This window comes from Acinetobacter sp. A3, assembly GCF_012371415.1.
Lineage (GTDB): Bacteria > Pseudomonadota > Gammaproteobacteria > Pseudomonadales > Moraxellaceae > Acinetobacter.
On record NZ_JAAZQW010000045.1, the window covers coordinates 1 to 17696 of the forward strand.

The following is a 17696-nucleotide window of genomic DNA, read 5'->3' on the forward strand; positions in this document are numbered from 1 at the left end:
CAGAAGTGAAACCTCTTCGCGCTGATGGTAGTGTGGGGTTACCCATGTGAGAGTAAGTCATCGCCAGCTCATTATTCTAAACACCCTCAACTAACGTTGAGGGTGTTTTTTTATGGAGGAATAAAGTGAAGGAGATAATAGTAAAAATAAGATATTTAAAACAATAAATCATGTGAAAAATAAAATAACTAGCAAATTATAAGAAGTGTATTCAAGTCTATTTGGTCGAGTTTATCTACAACTTTAGTCTAAGTTTTTGAGAAAAGTATTCAGAGTTAAGTTTTTGCTGTAGACAAAAAATGAATAATGATTCATTTTATATACAAAAGTGAATAATCATTCATTTTTTATAAAATAAAAATCTCACAATTGGAGGTGAGGGAAAAATGACAGCAACAACAATGAATGTGAATGCTGTAGTGGATCAAGCAAAGTTTAAACCTTTTCATTTAAAAATTGTACTTTGGTGCGTATTTGTCGTTATTTTTGACGGTTATGATTTGGCGATTAACGGTGTGGCTTTACCACTACTGATGCAAGAATGGAATATGACCGCTGTGCAAGCAGGCATGCTTGCCAGTACTGCCTTGGCGGGTATGATGTTTGGTGCCATGCTATTTGGTATGTTGGCAGACAAAATTGGCCGTAAAAATGTCATTCTGATCTGTGTGACTTTATTTAGTGGCTTTACCTTTTGGGGAGGCTTTGCTTCTACCCCAACAGAATTTGGTATTTTACGCTTTATTGCAGGCTTAGGGATTGGTGGTGTGCTGCCAAACTTGGTTGCCTTGACTTCTGAATATGCACCGCAAAAAATGCGTAGTACTTTAGTTACCACTATGTTTAGTGGTTATGCAGTAGGTGGTATTTTAGCTGCTTTACTAGGTGCATGGTTAACCCCAAGTTTTGGTTGGGAAATCATGTTCTATATTGCAGGACTGCCTTTATTGGCATTGCCTTTATTGTGGTTTTTCTTACCAGAGTCATTAACATTTTTGGTGAAAAAGCAACAACATGAGCGTGCACGTCATATCGTTCAGCAGATCAGTCCGCAAGAAAATATCAGCAGTCAAACACAGTTTGTCTTAAATGAAGTTCAAACGCCAGATGCATCTATTGCAGCCTTATTTAAAAATGGCCGCAGTATGAGTACTTTGTTGTTCTGGTGCTGCTTCTTTATGTGTTTGTTGATGGTATATGCTTTAGGCAGTTGGTTACCAAAACTGATGATGGCAGCGGGTTACTCGTTAGGTAACAGCTTAATGTTCCTGATGGCAATGAATATTGGTGCTGTAATTGGTACTATTGGTGGTGGTATTTTAGCAGACCGTTTCCATCTAAAGCCTGTGATTATTGGCATGTTCTTGCTAGGTGCTTTCTCGCTAGTCGGATTAGGCTTTAACTCACCACAGCCTGTAATTTACCTATTGGTTGCAATGGCAGGTGCTTCGGCGATTGGTAGTAGTATTTTGCTGTATAGCTTTGTTGCGCAGTATTATCCACTGACCATTCGCTCTACAGGGATTGGCTGTGCTTCGGCTGTTGGTCGTGTTGGTGCGATTGTAGGACCAATTATTATTGGCATTCTTTTAGGCATGGATTTGCCGCATAAAATGAACTTCTTGGCGGTCGCAATTCCAGCAGTCATTGGTGCGATTGCTGTGGCATTGATTCGTTTACAAAGTACATCACAGGTAGTGACTGAGCCAAGTGTGGTTAAAAAAGCCAGTCGATCTTATAGTTAATGACGCATGAATGTCACTGAACATTAAAATTAAGGAGCATTGCTCCTTAATTTTTTGCTTTTAATATCTGAAATTTAAAATTTTTCCTACATTTGGCCTAAATAAGGTTTGGTATTTATGGACTATCATGTCATGTGATAAGAATACAATAAACAATACAGGTGCTAAAAATGCGAAACATATATCAAAGCAGCAGTTTATGTGCATCGTTGTTATTACTGTGTTTTACGACAGGATGTAGTGCACAGATAGATACTGAGCAGCACAATAAGGCGGTTGCTGCAGCATCTAACTCTCCGCAAAGCTTACAAAGCTATCAAGTACACGCTATTGCAGATTTTAATGAACCATGGGCGTTCGTAGAATTACCCAACGGCCAGTTATTAATTACAGAGAAAGCAGGAAAATTAAAACTTTTTAATCCCAAAACCCGCCAAATTTTAGATGTTCAAGCTGTGCCTCGAGTGGCCTATGGTGGTCAGGGTGGTTTGGGGGATGTCGTATTAGACCCCAATTTTCAGCAGAATCAGTTTATTTATTTAAGCTATGCTGAATCAGGCATGGGTGGCTACGGTGCTGTCGTGATTCGAGCCAAGCTTTTATTGGATGTAAAATCTGCCCCAAAATTAACTCAAATTCAGCGAATCTGGCAGCAAACGCCTAAAGTATCTGGGCAGGGGCATTATGCACACCGTATGCAATTCGGTGCTGATGGTAAGTTATGGATTAGCTCTGGTGAGCGGCAAAAGTTTGAACCTGCTCAAGATTTAAAAGGTAATTTAGGTAAAATTTTGCGCTTAAATGCAGATGGCACATCACCCAATGACAATCCATTTCAGCAACATGGAGAGATTGCTAAGCAAGTCTGGAGTTTAGGGCATCGCAACCCTTTAGGTATGGCGTTTGATGCTAAAGGACAGCTATGGGTTGCAGAAATGGGTCCTAAGGGCGGTGATGAGCTGAATGTGATTGTAAAAGGTCAGAACTACGGTTATCCCTTGGTGTCAAATGGTGATCATTATAATGGCTTGCCTATTCCAGACCATGCTACACGGCCTGAGTTTAAAGCCCCAGTGTTGGATTGGACCCCAGTAATTTCACCTTCAAGTTTGATTTTTTATACGGGCGATGTGTTTCCACAATGGAAAAATAAAGCATTGTTAGGCGGCTTGTCGTCTCAAGCAATCATTGTGGTTGATACACAAACAAAGCCTGCGCAGGAAATACAGCGTTTGCCAATAGGACAGCGAATTCGTGGGCTGTTACAAGCCAAAGATGGCAATATTTGGGTAATTGAAGATGGAAAGTCTGCCAGATTACTAAAATTAACAGCCAAATAAACCCAAAATCAAATTTAGGTTAGAAAAAAGCCCCAACTTCATGTCGGGGCTTTTTCAGATTTATTACTCGGTATTACTCCTGTTATACCTTTCAGCGTCCTGCCGTTATATTGATTTATTATTGTTATTCTTGCTTTTAGAAACTTCCTGTTTCTGTATGACTTAAATATAAAATTAAAACTGTGATTTGCCTAGCGTCAATTTTCTGCAGTTATTGTAAGCTAAAACGTACAACGGTATATTCGTAAAATGAAGATCAATAAAGAGGGTTATTAAAATTTAAGTGATTGATTATATTTAATAATTATCTTATTCAATAGACTTTTATCATCAATCCTTTTAAGACCATAATTCAATACTCCCTCATCCTCGCTTTCTCCCCAAGGCGAAGAGATTTTCAATACTAATTTTATTGATCATTTATGATTTATGAAAGCGTGTTAATAAAAATACCCCAAGTAAAAAAATCATTCACTTGGGGTGTATTTTGCAAGGATGGGTTTAAATTGAGCTCAGTTACATCAACTTAATGCCTTGTTGTCCTGCTGGAGTCACTCTAAAAATTTCGACTTCAAAGGTAATATTTTTACCTGCTAAAGGATGGTTAAAGTCTACTTCTGTCACATCATCGTTTACAGATTTAACCACGCCATACAGACTTTGTTTGGCTTTATCTTCAAATTCAATCATGTGCCCTTCAATTGGGCGCTGTTCAAATTTAACCGTATCAAATGTTTGGACATTTTCAGGGTTCCACGGGCCAAACGCTTCTTCAGGTGGAAGGCTCACGGTACGACGGTCACCTGCACGTAAGCCAAACAATGATTTTTCAAAACCTGGTAACAGGCTACCATCGCCCATTACCAAGCTAACAGGTTCAGCACGGCTACGGGTGTTGTCAATTTCTACCCCATCTTCAATGGCCACTGAAAAGTGCAACTCGACTTTTGAGCCATCGTCAATACGGGTTTCGTCATTTGGGTTAATTAGTTCAGTCATGTTGCGCCTGCGCACGTTCAATTCGGTGTTTTTCTAGGAAAAACGTATCAATTAACAACAGAATGGTGCCAAGGGTGATGGCACTGTCTGCAATATTAAAGGCAGGGAAGTGGCTGTTGTTGTAATACACGTGAATAAAATCGACCACGTAACCGAGGCTGACCCGATCAATCAAATTCCCAATCGCACCGCCTAAAATTAAGGCAATTGCCAAAGGCAGTACGATGATGTTTTTTGGCATACGCATCAGCCAAAATACAAAAATTACAGACACTAAACCTGCCAGTGAGGTAAAGAAATAGCGCTGCCATCCACCTGCATCGGACAAGAAACTAAAGGCTGCGCCATAGTTATGCAATAACGTCCAATTCAAAAAGGGCAATACAGGTACAGGGTCTGCATAGTTTAGATGCGAGACTGCAATCCATTTGGTCCATTGGTCGAGAATAATCGCGACAATGGACAAGCCAATCCACCATAAATTGTGCGGATAAAACTGGAATAAGCCCTTTTTGTGTTGTGGATTAGGCATATTTTCTCTCTTCGCCTTGACCTGTTGGAAGGTTGATAATACAACGTGAGCATAAGCCTGGATGTGCAGAATGTGTATTCACATCTGGTAAAACGTGCCAGCAACGCACACATTTTTCACCATCTGCCGCAGAGACTTTCACATTTAAACCTTCAAGGTCTGAAGCTTCGCCTTGTGCTGTATCAAAGCCATTCACAATCACTTGAGAGGTAATGAGGACAAAACGCAATTCATCGCCCAGTTTATCCATGACTGCTTTCAGCTCATCATTGGCCCAAAGTTCAACTTTTGCAGACAGATTTGAGCCGACTGTTTTAGCCGTACGTGCAGCTTCAATGAATTTGTTCACTGCAGATTTTACGGCAATCAGGGTTTGCCATTCGGCTTCTGCCAACATGTTTGCTTCAGAAGCTACAGGAATTTCGTACCATTCTGCTGTGAACACATATTTTTCTGATTGCTCAGGAATTAGCGGCCATGCTTCTTGTGCGGTAAAGCTTAAGATAGGTGCCATCCAGCGCACAAAAGCCTGAACCAAGTGATACAAAGCTGTTTGTGCAGAATGACGCGCTTGAGAGTCGGCTTTGGTGGTGTACTGACGGTCTTTAATGATGTCGAGGTAGAAGCCACCCAAATCGTTAATACAGAAGTTGGTCAGCGCACTGGTTACGATATGGAAGTTCATATCTTCATAGGCTTGCTGAATGGTTTTTTGCACTTCGGCGGCACGTTGTAGGATGTATTGATCTAAAGCAATCAATTGATCTACAGGAAGCGCATCTGTCGATGGTTTAAACCCATTTAAGTTGGCCAACAAGAAACGCAAGGTATTACGGATACGACGATAACCATCTGATGCGCGGCTAAAGATTTCCTTACCTGCAGTCATTTCATAGCGGTAATCTGCGGATGCGATCCAGAAACGTAAGCCGTCTGCACCCATGTCTTTAATGATGTCTTGTGGGGTGATGATATTGCCCAATGATTTCGACATTTTTCGGCCTTTTTCATCAACCACAAAACCGTGTGTTAACAAGCCTTTATATGGTGCACGTTCATTGATGGCAATTGAGGTCAGCAATGAAGACTGGAACCAGCCACGGTGTTGGTCTGAACCTTCAAGGTAAAGATCGGCAGGGTCTTGTAGCTCTTCACGCTCACGTAGTACGGCGTAGTGGGTCGTACCTGAGTCGAACCAAACGTCTAAGGTATCACGTACTGCATTGTAGTGCTCGGCATCATCACCAATGAAGTCTTTGGCTTCACGGTTGTACCAGCCATCAATCCCTTCTTGCTCGATCAGTTTTGCAACGTCTTCGATCAATTCAGGTGTGCGAGGGTGTAATTCGTTGGTGTCTTTATGTACGAAGAACGGAATTGGCACACCCCAAGTACGCTGACGTGAAATACACCAGTCTGGACGGCCTTCAATCATGGCCTGAATTCGGTTTTTACCCCAATCTGGCACGAAGCTGATCTCATTTTCGATCGCATTCAATGCACCTTGACGTAAACCTTGGTTATCCATGCTGATAAACCATTGTGGTGTGGCACGGAAAATAATTGGGGTTTTATGACGCCAGCAGTGTGGGTAGCTGTGCTTGATTGGGTGATGTGCCCAAAGCTTATTGCTTTCTGCCAAAGCAGCAATAATTTGCGGATTGGCTTTGTAAATGTGCTCGCCTGCAAAAATTGGTGCAGTTGGTAAATAAACACCATTGCCACCAACCGGGTTATCGACTTTTAGGTTGTATTGTAAACCGACTTTATAGTCGTCCACACCGTGTCCAGGTGCGGTATGTACTGCACCAGTACCGCTGGCAGCGGTGACGTGTTCCCCTAAAATGACAGGTACTTGACGGTCTTGAATCAGTGGATGTTGCAAGATCAGGTTTTCAAGTTTGTCACCAGTAAAGTCTGCCAACACTTCATAGCTGCTAAAGCCATAGCGTTCAGTTGCAGACTGTACTAATTCTTTGGCCAAAATAAAGTTTTGTGCTGCTTTTTCGTCGCTACGTGCTTTTACCAATTGATATTCAATTTCGGCATGCAAGGCAACAGCTTGGTTGGCAGGCAATGTCCACGGTGTTGTGGTCCAAATCACGATATCTGTTGCATCGGTAATTTGAACGCCCAAACGTGCAGATAAATCGGCTAAATCAACAACAGCAAAACCGACGTCAATCGCATCGGATTTTTTATCTTCATATTCAACTTCGGCTTCTGCCAGTGCAGAACCACAATCTAGACACCAATTCACAGGTTTTAGACCAGGTTCAATATGGCCTGCTTTGGCAATTGCACCCAATGAACGCACGATGTCGGCTTCTTGCTTGAAATTCATGGTGAGGTAAGGGTTATCCCAATCACCAAATACGCCCATACGCACAAAGTCTTTTTTCTGTAATTCAACTTGGGTGTAAGCATATTCACGGCAGGCTTTACGGAAAGTTGAGGCATCAACTTTAACGCCAACTTTACCGACTTTTTCTTCTACTTTGAGCTCAATTGGTAGACCGTGGCAGTCCCAGCCTGGAACATAAGGGGCATCATAGCCATCCATGACACGGCTTTTAATGATGATGTCTTTGAGGACTTTGTTGACCGCATGACCTAAGTGGATTTGACCATTGGCGTATGGAGGGCCATCGTGAAGCACATATTTTTTCTTGCCAATACGCGATGCACGAATCTGCTGATAAATGTTGTCGGCATACCACTCTTCTAACCATTTCGCTTCACGTACTGCCAGATTTGCTTTCATTGCAAATTCAGTACCTGGGAGGTTCAGCGTGGCTTTATAATCCACTGCATTTTCAGGAGTTTGCTTATCGCTCATGCAAGTTGTCTTCCAGTTGAATCAGCCCATGGACTGACGCGTTTTACATTAAATATTCAGGGTAAAATTAAAAAGGGAAATCGGGATGATCTTGTCGAAATTCAAGAAGTTTTTCAACATCATCATCAATTCCCGCTTTGAGTGCTTCAAGCGAAGGGTAGTTTTTTTCGCCATGTAAATAGTTTAAAAACGTGACCCGCATTAACAAGCCATACAGATTAGCAGAAACATTGGGGAAATGTACTTCTAATCGCCATTCGGGATGTTCTTGCTTGATGGCAGGACGAGTTCCGACATGCCCTGCACCAAATAAACTGTTTGGGCTGTAGCCTGCAACACCTGTTTTGCTAGGATGTGCATTGCTGACTGTGTCGGTTAAGGAGGTGGTTTCGCAGACCACTTCAACGCCATAAATGCCATTTAAGCAGGGTTTATGGCGGTTTAAGCGTACATTAATGGTTGGAAAATCAAGTGTGCGACCAATTTGATCGCCATATTGGACGCGCCCTGTAATGCTATATGGGCGTCCAAGCAGTTTGGCTGCCAGTGCCAAATCACCTGCTTGTAAAGTTTGACGAATACGAGTTGAGCTAACACGCTCACCATTCAGTTCAATGGTGTTTAAATTGGTGACCTGAAAGCCATAGTTGCGTAAAAATTCGCTATTGCCTTGACGGTTTTTGCCAAAATGGAAATCATCACCCAAAACCAAATGTGTGGCATTTAAACTATTTTTTAAAAGGTGGGCAAAGGCTTCGGCACTTAAACTACGGAAGTGATTGTCAAACTTGGCCACGGCAATATAGTCGATGCCCAATTCAGTCAGATATTCGACTTTTTCCCGCAAAGAACTGATACGTGGCGGGGCATCATAACCTTTAAAAAATTCCAGTGGTTGTGGTTCAAATAGCATCACCACAGTTTTTAGTTGTTGTGCGGCAGCCACTGCTTTGAGTTGTTGAATCATCGCCTGATGACCGACATGCACGCCATCAAAATTGCCAATGGTCACGGCAGTTTGAGCTAAGTCGGTGGTAGAAGATAAAGCATTCAGGCGGAGCAGCTGCATGGTCGAATGAAAGTTGAAAATTTGTAAGAGCTATATATTGCCATATTCTCGCGCTTTCGTCTTGTTGTTGTGTTTTTAACCTGAAAAATTATCGAAAAATCAGGCAAAATCCGACAATTTAATCTGCAAATCACAATGGGGTTTGCACCGCCTTCAAATTTCTTTTCTAATGGGGCAGTTTTAATGAACTGCACGAGTAGATGGCTATGAATTCTGATTTTGCTTTAATTATGGCGTTGCCCAGTGAGTCTAAAGGCTTGTTTGAGCAAGCTGGGATTCAGGTACATTACAGCGGCATTGGTAAAGTGAATGCTGCATTTAAAGCCTTTGAAGTGATTCAGAAGACAGGCTGTAAAACCTTGCTCAATTTAGGTACTGCGGGCAGCTCCCATTTTGATGCACATGCCTTGGTGGAAGTGAGTCAGTTTGTGCAGCGGGATATGGATGTTTCACCGCTAGGTTTTCAGGTAGGGGTGACACCTATGGATCAAGAGCATCCTGCAGAAATCCATCTGGAACGCTATTTTGAGCATTTACCTAACGGAATTTGTGGCACAGGTGATAGTTTTGAAACGGGGACACCGAAAGTGCCATGTCAGCTGGTCGATATGGAAGGCTATGCGATTGCCAAAGTCTGTAAAAAGCTAGGCGTGCGCATATTGTCGGTCAAATATATTACCGATGGTGCCAATGATACGGCGCATTTGGACTGGGAAGAAAACTTGTTGCTAGGTGCACAAAAATTATTATCGTTATATCAAAGTATTAAGTAATACAGTTGCCCAAAACGCCACGACCCGAGTAAAAACTAGGGTCGTGAGCTAAATTCGGATATTTGTTCAGGTTGGCGCGATTATTCTTGCGCTTCCTGTACAGGTTCAGCCGTGATAACAGCGGCTTCTGTAGCGTTGATTTCGTCCTGACGAGGCACAATACCGTACAGCATCATGTGAACCGTGTGTTGTAAAACACGTTGTAGCATACTGCGGTTACGCAAGGTTTTACCTGTGACCATTTCCATTTGCGTGGCAAAGTCAGCATAGTTTTGGGTAATGGCCCAAATATTCAAAATGAGCAGTTCAGGGTCAATCTGTTTAGACAGTTTGCCTTGTTCTTGCCACATGGTAATGACTTTGGCTTTACGTTTTACCAGTTTTTTCAGAGGACCTTTTAAAATTTCCTGAATATGTGGCGCACCTTGAATCACTTCTAAAGCAAATAGACGTGATGCTTTCGGTTGAGTACGGGAAACCTCAATTTTCTGTAACAGATAATTGGTAATCGCTTCTTCTGGCTCAAGTTCGGCTTCAAGCATTTGTAAAGGCGCAAGCCATTTTTGCAGTACTGTGGTCAGTACTTCAACATAGAGCGCCTCTTTATTTTCATAATAATAGAAAATATTCGACTTATGCATTTCTGCAATTTGTGCGATTTCATCCAAACTTGCACCGCTAAATCCGTATAAGGAAAATACGTCGAGTGCAGCATTGAGAAGCTGATGGCGTTTTTGTGTACTCTTTTTTTGTTCCATTCGTAATTTTAAAACAATGAAAAAAGGGAATTATTAATTGTACGGCAAATCATCAGTCTTGTGCATCATTAAAAGATGTATTTTTAAAATATTTATAATTTATTCTGTAGCTTAGCTATGCAATCAGCCAAAAAACCAATTAGGGTGGGGGAGTATATTTGCTTGTGTATTTTTTGACTGAATGATTAGCGTTTGTTGATTTTATTTGTAAATGGTAAAAGTGAAGTTTTACGGTGCTTAAGCTTGGGTTTATTTAAAAAATTAAAGAATGAATCGAGTGCCTTAATCAAGAGGAATAGATGAGCATTTGCATTGCCCTAACAATGGGAGAGTCGAGCCCATTGTTAGCGTCAAGATTATTCAGTTGCCAATACTGCACTTAAGACCTGTTGTTCTAATGCAGCAAATTGCACACTTTTTTGACGTGGTCGAGCCAGTGGCACCTGAAACTGTTGGGCAATACGTCCCTGATCGAGCAAAATAATCCGATCAGCCAGTTGTACGGCTTCACTGACATCATGCGTGACTAAAATGGCAGTGAAACCTTGTTCGAGCCAAAGTTGCTCAATCAGGTTCTGCATTTCTAAACGTGTCAGGGCATCTAATGCGCCTAAGGGTTCATCAAGCAATAAAATACGTGGTCGATGTGACAGAGCACGTGCCAAAGCGACACGTTGTCGTTGTCCTCCAGAAAGTTGGCTTGGCCATAAATCGGCCTTCGCTTGCAGACCGACCTTTTCAAGTAAGTTGGCGGCTTCTGCATGCTGAGTGTTGGCCAAACCTAGTTGTACGTTCTGTTGGATATTACGCCAAGGCAATAGGCGAGGGTCTTGGAACATGACCCGTATATCATCGGATGTAATGCCTTCGCGAATATGTCGTGCTGACTTAAATTGAATGGAACCGTAGCTGGCTTGTTCAAGATCGGCAATCAGACGCAGCAGGGTGCTTTTACCACAGCCACTGCGTCCAACAATTGCCAGAAACTCACCAGGCTGAATATGTAAATTTAAGTCGGTTAAAACCTGTACTGAACCATAAAACTTGTGCAGTTGTTCAATGAGAATTTCTGCACCCATTGCATTGTTGTGCTGCGCAGTTGGAGATTGGTGAGGGAAGTCTGTGCTGTGTACATGACGTCCCAAGCTTAGATCTGTCATGGAGATAATCCTTATTTTTGATAGGCTGGATGCCAGCGTAGTAAATATTTTTCTAACAGTACCGCGAACACATCGGCCAGTTTACCCAGCAGGGCGTAAAGTAAAATGCCCACCAGTACAATATCGGTTTGTAGGAATTCACGTGCATTCATGGTCATATAGCCAATGCCTGCCTGAGCAGAAATTGTTTCTGCCACAATTAACAGCACCCACACCAAACCAAGCGAAAAACGTAAACCAACTAAAATAGACGGCATCGCCCCAGGTAAAATAATGTCTTTATACAATTGCCAGCGGGTGAGCCCATAACTTTTACCCATTTCCAGCAACTGTGAATCTACAGAACGAATTCCGTGGTAGGTGTTGATATAGACTGGAAAAAATACCCCCACAGCAACTAAAAATAATTTGGCTGTTTCATCAATTCCAAACCATAAAATTACCAATGGAATCAGTGCCAGTGCTGGAATGTTGCGAATCATTTGTAAGGTGGTGTCAAGCAGCGTCGAGGCTGTTTTAGATGAGCCGTTGAGTAAGCCTAACAGCAGCCCTAATCCACCACCAATCAGCAAGCCCAGCAGGGCACGCCCTGCACTGACTTGAACGTGTTGCGCCAATTCGCCACTGCTAAGTAATGTCCAAAAAGCACTGAGTACAGCACTTGGTGCAGGTAAAATGCGGCTTTGTAAAAGGCCAGTGCTTGAGGCCAGTTGCCACAAGGTAATTAAAGCGACGGGGAACAACCACGGCAGCAGTTGTTGTCCAATCAATGTTCCACGTGAAACCTTTTGCGCTTTGCCTAAACTTGGGGGTATTTGCTGACTCATTCGACTTGCTCCAGTTTACGCTGTGCAGATGCATGAGCAGCAGGTACATATTGATTTGCTACAATTTCACCAAAAGGGCCAGTTAAATTAGGTTGAGCCAATTTCTTTTGGGTTTCCAGTGGCAACAGTGGGAAAACCAATTCGGCAAAGCGAATAGACTCTTCCAAATGCGGATAGCCTGAGAAAATAAAGGTACTGATGCCCAAGTCAGCATATTCCTGAATGCGAGCTGCCACCGTTTCAGGGTCACCCACCAAGGCCGTCCCTGCACCACCACGGACCAAACCAACACCTGCCCAAAGGTTAGGTGATACTTCCAGCTGGCTACGATTCCCTTGATGCAATGCCGCCATGCGACGTTGTCCAACCGAGTCCATGGCTTGGAACTTAGCCTGTGCGGCGGCAATGGTGGCATCGTCTACATATTGAATCAGGTCTTCTGCTGCTTGCCATGCTTCGGCATTGGTTTCACGAACAATCACATGCAAGCGAATGCCGTAATTTAAACTGCGTCCTTTAGCAGCCGCTTTGGCTTTTAATAGCTCAAGTTTTTCTTTGACTGCAGCAGGTGGTTCACCCCAGGTTAAATAGGTATCCACCTGTTCACTGGCCAGCTCAATGGCTGCTTCAGAGGAACCACCAAACCATAGTGGCGGATGTGGATGCTGCACAGGTGGATATAACAATTTTGCATCATCAACCTGTAAGCGTTTGCCATGAAAACTGAACGACTCACCTGTATGTGAGCGACTTAAAATTTCACACCAAATATGGGTGTATTCTGCCGCTGTTTGATAACGGGTGCTGTGATCTTCATAGAGTCCATCACCTTTGAGTTCTTGTTCATCGCCACCTGTGACCAAATTCAGTAAAAGGCGACCATGTGAGAGTCGATCAAAGGTTGCAGTCATGCGTGCCGCCAACGCAGGTGTGGTAATACCCGGACGTAATGCCACCAAAAATTTGAGCTTTTGTGTGGCGTCAATCAGACTGGCTGCAGTAATCCACGGATCTTCACAAGAACGGCCTGTAGGAATTAAAACCCCTTCATAACCCAAATGTTCAACAGTCAGTGCGATTTGTTTCATATAGGCATGATCGACTTGGCGAGCGCCCTTGTTAGTACCTAAATAACGACTGTCACCGTGAGTAGGAATAAACCAAAAAATTTTCATCTTAATATCCTTGTTGTGTATGTTTAAGGTGTAATGCTGTGCTGGTCTTTCCAAACCACACTTTGAATTTGGATAGACTGTGGAATCAGTTGGTCTTGCTGAAAGCTGTTGGCAATGTGTTGTTGCGATTGAATGACCTGATTGTTCAGCGGGTAAATTGGAGAGGGTTTTAAGCGTTGCTGAAATACGGGTGTGGCAATATGTGGTGCTAAACCTGTACTTTGGGTGTAAATAGACAAAGCCTGATCTTGATGCTGAAGAATCCATTGATCTGCAGCATTCAAGCTTGCTAAAACCTTGCTGACCGCGTGAGGGTGCTGTTGTATAAATTTCGGATTGCCAATATAGAAGGCATAACTTTTTGGGAATGCTGTGCCATCAATCAAGACCTGTGCTTGCGCATCGAGCTTGGCAGCACTTAAAAATGGATCCCAAATGACCCAAGCATCAATGCTGTTTTTATCAAATGCTGCACGAGCTTCTGCAGGCGCAAGCAAAATAGGTTGAATATCTTTCCAGTTTAGCTGGGCTTGCTTTAATATTTTGCCCAATAATTCATGTGCACTAGAGCCTTTTTGCACGGCAATGCGTTTGCCTTTTAAATCTTGCAAAGATTGAATCAGACTGCCCGATGGAACAACCAAGGCCTGTGAATTTGGGGTCACCACTTCATAACCGACATAGCGAATATCTTTGCCTGCAGCTTGGGCGAAAATTGGTGGGGTATTGCCCACGTAGCCAAAATCGACAGCACCCACCGCCAAGGCTTCTAACATTTGTGGGCCAGCAGGAAATTCTTTCCAGTCAACTTTGACATTGGGCAGCTGCTGCTCAAATAACTTTTGCTGACGAGCAACCAGTAAATTTAAAGCAGACTTTTGGTAACCAATGCTCAGATGTTGTAGAGGGGCAGCCGAACTTTTTGCTGAATCAGCATTGGCTGAAATTTTTTCACAGCCTGTGAAGCCTAGACTGAACAGACCTAAACTAAATAATGTGAATGTTTGTAGCGCTTTCATTTAACTGTCCTGATTTTTTGTTTTATGGCGATGTGCTTGTTGTGGGTTTTAAAATTGCAGCTTGAATGTCAATTTTTTGTGGAATTAACTTTTGTTGATAGAAAACATCTGCAACTTGCTGTTGTTGTTGAACCACTTGCGCAGAAATGTTTTGCACGCCAAAACCCATGCGGGCAATAGAACGGCTCAAAATATCGACCGATAAACCCGTCGGTTTTTCTAAGAGTTGTGCAGCCTGTTGTGGATGTTGTTGAATCCACTGTGTGGTGGTATTCAATTGCTGCACCACTGTGTTTAACAATTCAGGATGAGCTTCGGCAAATTGACGATCTGCCAAATAAAACTGATGATTGCTCACCAAGTTTTGTCCTGTGGCCAGAACACGTGCACCGAGCTGTTGTTCTGCCGCAGCAAAGAACGGATCCCAAATGACCCACGCATCGACAGCACCACGCTCAAATGCAGCGCGGGCATCGGCAGGGGGTAAATACACCTCATGAATATCTTCAAGTTTGAGCTGATGCGCTTGCAAAACTTTTAACAGCAGATAATGCACATTGGAGCCTTTATTCAGTGCAATACGTTTGCCTTTTAAATCTTGGACAGACTGAAGGTTTGAATTTTTGGGTACTATTAATGCTTCAGCCAAAGGTGCAGCAGGCTGATTAGCCACGTACACCAAGTTAGCTTGTGCTGCCTGAGCAAAAATAGGCGGTGCTTCCCCCGCTTCTCCAAAAACCACACTGCCGACATTTAAGCCTTCTAAGAGCTGAGGGCCTGCAGGAAACTCCACCCAATTAATTTTGACATTCTGATTTTTAAGGGCGTTTTCTAGTACGGCACGTTCTTTGACAATTGGCAAAATACCGTATTTTTGATAGCCAATATTTAAGGTGATTTGATTGGCTGCTTGGTTTGGAGTACAGCCTGAGAGCAGCATGATTCCGACCCAAGCCGTAGATGTAAGAATCGTTTTTTTCAAAAAAGATGTCGAAATTGGGTACATGCAAATGTGCTCCTGAAATTAAACCCCCCCAAAGGGTGTAGCGGGCTGGATGACACATACGCTAAACAGGTTTGTTTTTTGAAAAAAATAATAAATCGGAAATTTCTAAGCAGAAATTGAGATAAATAAAAAAGTGCAAACCTTATGTTTAAAACTGCACAAATTGCAGGGGGGGATCGTTAGCAGCATTTATTTTTAAGTTTATGATTTTTATTATTTATTTTATTATTGAAGTTGAGAGATAAATATAGTGAATTTACAGCTAAGGCTTTGTTTTCAAAATAGAAGTATTTTTTTGCACTGGTTGCATAAGCTTATGCAAAATTGAGCTATATTGCCTACAGGCAAAAAGTCACTTTATAGTGACTTTTTGCAGACAATGGAGTTGCGTTGATAGTTATATAAGGCCTGACGGGCATCGGGCAGTTCATCGACACTGGCAGGGGAAAAGCCTTGTTCTAAAAACCAGTGTGCGGTGCGGGTAGTCAAAATAAACAACTGCTGAATACCCATGGCTTTGGCTTTATCTTCTAAATAATCCAGAATTTGGCGGCCACGATTCGATTTACGATACGCAGGATGCACGGCTACGCAGGCAATTTCAGCAGACCTTAATTCATTGCCTGTGGTAGGAATAGGGTATAGGGCAGCACAGGCTAGAATCATGCCATCTCGCTCAATCACTGCAAACTGCCCAATTTCATTTTCCAGACGTTCACGTGAGCGATAGACTAATACACCTTCTTCTTCTAAAGGGCGTAATAGTCGAATCAGACCGCCCACATCTTGAATATTGGCTGTACGCACTTCTTCATAATGCGCATCACTGACCATGGTGCCTGAACCATCGCGGGTAAATAGCTCTTCTAATAATGCACCATCATAAGCATAAGAAATCAGATGCACACGATGCACGCCGTTGAGCGAAGCCTCTTGTGCTGCATTTAAGTGTAGTGCCAATTCAGGATGATGCTGTTGCGCAGCTTGAATATATTGATTTAAGTGTTGCGGGTGAATTTCACGTTGCAATTGCCCTTCGGTATTCAGTAATCCGTGCTGTTCACCTAAGAAAATGAGCTTATCGGCTTTTAAATGAATGGCAGTTTTGGTGGCGACTTCTTCTGCCAAGAGATTAAATACCTCACCTGTGCTGGAATAGCCTGTAGGCCCTAACAATACAATATTGTGGTTTTCCAAATGGCGCTGAATGGCATCAGTATCGACACTGCGGACTTCACCTGTGAGTTGGTAATCGACCCCATCACGAATGCCATACGGTTTAGCGGTAATGAAGTTGCCTGACACCACATCGATACGTGCGCCATACATGGGTGAGTTGGCCAGCCCCATCGACAATAAGGCTTCAATTTGCAGACGAATTGAACCCACCGCATTCATCACACAGGATAAAGATTCACGTGTGGTGACACGACGTTGTAAATGAAAAGGGGTGTCAATTTGGCTGAATTTCAGATTTTGATTAATTTGTGGACGCGCGCCGTGGACCAAAATCAGACGAATTCCCAGCGAATGCAGCAGGGCAATATCGTGAATAATATGCTGAAAATTTTCATGCAGCACCGCTTCGCCATCGAACATGATCACGAAGGTTTTATTACGATGGGCATTGATATAAGGCGCAGAATGTCGAAACCAATGCACATATTGTAAGGTTGTGCTGTGTGGGTTTTCTGCTGAAGTCATGCGCTGGCCTATTTCAATGATCGAGTGCTGTCTTTGATTCTAATCAAAAAAATCTGTAGCGGAAGTCTAAATATAAAAAAACACCTGAATGGTGATTCAGGTGTTGGGAATATGCGAACTCATCGTTGAGGTCGAAATATGCTTTTAGCCAATAATGCGAATGATACGATGCGTGCGTTCATTAATCAGGACATAGTCACCATTGATTTTGTACCATTGTTGGTAACGACCTGTATTGGGTAAACGACGTGCTTCACGGTCACTGACTTTATTGCGTGAAATTTCATAGCCACGTGGGAAGTTTTGACCTACACGCCAGTCACGGCTTGGATTCACACGTTTCTGATTATAACGTTTTTGCTCCCATTGCGTATGCTGACGTTGATTGTCCCAGTGGTTGCTGTGATGTTTATAAGTAGCACTGGCTTGATGGCGACGGTCATCATAACGGTGGTCTGGTGCAGCCATTGCAGAAGTTGTCAGGATGGCCGTTACAGACAGGGCAAGAATGCTGAGCGCTTTTTTCATGAGTGTTTACCTTCGGTTTCTTTTGAATATTGAGTTGATGCATTCAAATTAATGCAGAACTCAAGAGAAACGATGGTGGATAGTTGGCTGAATTGTGAATTTGATGGAGAAAACTAGGAGTGATTGATAGCAAATAATTATATTAACAAATATAGTCAAACACATACAATTTAGGTATTAAATTTTAAAAAAACTTGCAATGAAATACTTGACTGAAAGCTT

15 protein-coding genes are annotated in these 17696 nt (G+C 42.7%); 3 read left to right on the forward strand and 12 right to left on the reverse strand.

Translation table 11 applies throughout. The annotated features are described in order from the left end of the window. The first annotated feature begins 386 nt into the window (after nt 1-386). On the forward strand, nt 387-1745 hold the full coding sequence (locus tag HHA42_RS11590; RefSeq protein ID WP_168419360.1) for an MFS transporter: 1359 nt from the start codon (nt 387-389) through the stop codon (nt 1743-1745). Nucleotides 1746-1915: 170 nt separating this feature from the next. Next, on the forward strand, nt 1916-3085 hold the full coding sequence (locus HHA42_RS11595; protein WP_168526566.1) for a PQQ-dependent sugar dehydrogenase: 1170 nt from the start codon (nt 1916-1918) through the stop codon (nt 3083-3085). A gap of 516 nt (nt 3086-3601) precedes the next feature. Here HHA42_RS11595 and HHA42_RS11600 read toward each other — a convergent pair. The 4 genes from HHA42_RS11600 to ribF all read right to left on the reverse strand — a co-directional run bounded on the left by HHA42_RS11600 (nt 3602) and on the right by ribF (nt 8524). Further along, nucleotides 3602-4084, reverse strand: a complete 483-nt coding sequence (locus HHA42_RS11600; RefSeq protein ID WP_168526569.1) for a peptidylprolyl isomerase — start codon at nt 4082-4084, stop codon at nt 3602-3604. Then, on the reverse strand, nt 4077-4616 hold the full coding sequence (lspA, locus tag HHA42_RS11605; protein ID WP_168419357.1) for a signal peptidase II: 540 nt from the start codon (nt 4614-4616) through the stop codon (nt 4077-4079). Before lspA ends, HHA42_RS11600 begins: the two co-directional genes overlap by 8 nt. Further along, nucleotides 4609-7455, reverse strand: coding sequence for an isoleucine--tRNA ligase (gene ileS / locus HHA42_RS11610; RefSeq protein WP_168526571.1), 2847 nt, complete (start codon nt 7453-7455; stop codon nt 4609-4611). Before ileS ends, lspA begins: the two co-directional genes overlap by 8 nt. Before the next feature lie 67 nt (nt 7456-7522). Beyond that, nucleotides 7523-8524, reverse strand: a complete 1002-nt coding sequence (gene ribF, locus HHA42_RS11615) for a riboflavin biosynthesis protein RibF (RefSeq protein WP_168526573.1) — start codon at nt 8522-8524, stop codon at nt 7523-7525. 206 nt (nt 8525-8730) lie between these two features. Between ribF and HHA42_RS11620 the strand changes: the two genes are divergently transcribed. Continuing rightward, on the forward strand, nt 8731-9297 hold the full coding sequence (locus tag HHA42_RS11620; protein WP_168526575.1) for a 5'-methylthioadenosine/S-adenosylhomocysteine nucleosidase: 567 nt from the start codon (nt 8731-8733) through the stop codon (nt 9295-9297). Between the two features lie 80 nt (nt 9298-9377). Here the strand turns inward: HHA42_RS11620 and HHA42_RS11625 are convergent, their stop codons facing one another. The 8 genes from HHA42_RS11625 to HHA42_RS11660 form a co-directional block, all read right to left on the reverse strand. Then, nucleotides 9378-10055: a TetR family transcriptional regulator C-terminal domain-containing protein gene (locus HHA42_RS11625; RefSeq protein ID WP_168526577.1), complete on the reverse strand. Its 678-nt coding sequence runs from the start codon at nt 10053-10055 to the stop codon at nt 9378-9380. Nucleotides 10056-10411: 356 nt separating this feature from the next. Next, nucleotides 10412-11215 (reverse strand): ABC transporter ATP-binding protein, encoded by an 804-nt coding sequence (locus HHA42_RS11630; RefSeq protein ID WP_168460450.1) that lies wholly within the window; start codon nt 11213-11215, stop codon nt 10412-10414. A gap of 11 nt (nt 11216-11226) precedes the next feature. Continuing rightward, the gene (gene ssuC / locus HHA42_RS11635) at nt 11227-12042 is read right to left on the reverse strand and encodes an aliphatic sulfonate ABC transporter permease SsuC (RefSeq protein ID WP_168419352.1); all 816 of its coding nucleotides are present in this window, start codon (nt 12040-12042) and stop codon (nt 11227-11229) included. Continuing rightward, nucleotides 12039-13217, reverse strand: coding sequence for an FMNH2-dependent alkanesulfonate monooxygenase (gene ssuD / locus HHA42_RS11640; protein ID WP_168419351.1), 1179 nt, complete (start codon nt 13215-13217; stop codon nt 12039-12041). The genes ssuC and ssuD overlap by 4 nt, the downstream gene beginning before the upstream one ends. 23 nt (nt 13218-13240) lie before the next feature. Further along, complete coding sequence (locus HHA42_RS11645; protein ID WP_168526579.1) at nt 13241-14236, reverse strand: aliphatic sulfonate ABC transporter substrate-binding protein; 996 nt, start codon at nt 14234-14236, stop codon at nt 13241-13243. Between the two features lie 22 nt (nt 14237-14258). Further along, entirely contained in the window at nt 14259-15242 is a 984-nt protein-coding gene (locus HHA42_RS11650; RefSeq protein ID WP_168526581.1) for a sulfonate ABC transporter substrate-binding protein, read from the reverse strand. Between the two features lie 357 nt (nt 15243-15599). Continuing rightward, entirely contained in the window at nt 15600-16946 is a 1347-nt protein-coding gene (gene argA / locus HHA42_RS11655; protein ID WP_168460458.1) for an amino-acid N-acetyltransferase, read from the reverse strand. Nucleotides 16947-17090: 144 nt separating this feature from the next. Then, a complete protein-coding gene (locus tag HHA42_RS11660) occupies nt 17091-17474 on the reverse strand; it encodes an RcnB family protein (protein WP_131261243.1) in 384 nt (127 codons plus the stop codon). Nucleotides 17475-17696: the final 222 nt, after the last annotated feature.

Excerpts from the sequence above, each read along its gene's own strand:
- HHA42_RS11630 (WP_168460450.1), bottom strand. The coding sequence starts at position 11,215 with ATGACAGATCTAAGCTTGGGACGTCATGTACACAGCACAGACTTCCCT.
- HHA42_RS11645 (WP_168526579.1), bottom strand. The coding sequence starts at position 14,236 with ATGAAAGCGCTACAAACATTCACATTATTTAGTTTAGGTCTGTTCAGT.
- lspA (WP_168419357.1), bottom strand. The coding sequence starts at position 4,616 with ATGCCTAATCCACAACACAAAAAGGGCTTATTCCAGTTTTATCCGCAC.
- HHA42_RS11625 (WP_168526577.1), bottom strand. The coding sequence starts at position 10,055 with ATGGAACAAAAAAAGAGTACACAAAAACGCCATCAGCTTCTCAATGCT.
- ssuC (WP_168419352.1), bottom strand. The coding sequence starts at position 12,042 with ATGAGTCAGCAAATACCCCCAAGTTTAGGCAAAGCGCAAAAGGTTTCA.
- ileS (WP_168526571.1), bottom strand. The coding sequence starts at position 7,455 with ATGAGCGATAAGCAAACTCCTGAAAATGCAGTGGATTATAAAGCCACG.
- HHA42_RS11660 (WP_131261243.1), bottom strand. The coding sequence starts at position 17,474 with ATGAAAAAAGCGCTCAGCATTCTTGCCCTGTCTGTAACGGCCATCCTG.
- argA (WP_168460458.1), bottom strand. The coding sequence starts at position 16,946 with ATGACTTCAGCAGAAAACCCACACAGCACAACCTTACAATATGTGCAT.
- HHA42_RS11590 (WP_168419360.1), top strand. The coding sequence starts at position 387 with ATGACAGCAACAACAATGAATGTGAATGCTGTAGTGGATCAAGCAAAG.
- HHA42_RS11650 (WP_168526581.1), bottom strand. The coding sequence starts at position 15,242 with ATGTACCCAATTTCGACATCTTTTTTGAAAAAAACGATTCTTACATCT.
- HHA42_RS11600 (WP_168526569.1), bottom strand. The coding sequence starts at position 4,084 with ATGACTGAACTAATTAACCCAAATGACGAAACCCGTATTGACGATGGC.
- ssuD (WP_168419351.1), bottom strand. The coding sequence starts at position 13,217 with ATGAAAATTTTTTGGTTTATTCCTACTCACGGTGACAGTCGTTATTTA.
- ribF (WP_168526573.1), bottom strand. The coding sequence starts at position 8,524 with ATGCAGCTGCTCCGCCTGAATGCTTTATCTTCTACCACCGACTTAGCT.
- HHA42_RS11595 (WP_168526566.1), top strand. The coding sequence starts at position 1,916 with ATGCGAAACATATATCAAAGCAGCAGTTTATGTGCATCGTTGTTATTA.
- HHA42_RS11620 (WP_168526575.1), top strand. The coding sequence starts at position 8,731 with ATGAATTCTGATTTTGCTTTAATTATGGCGTTGCCCAGTGAGTCTAAA.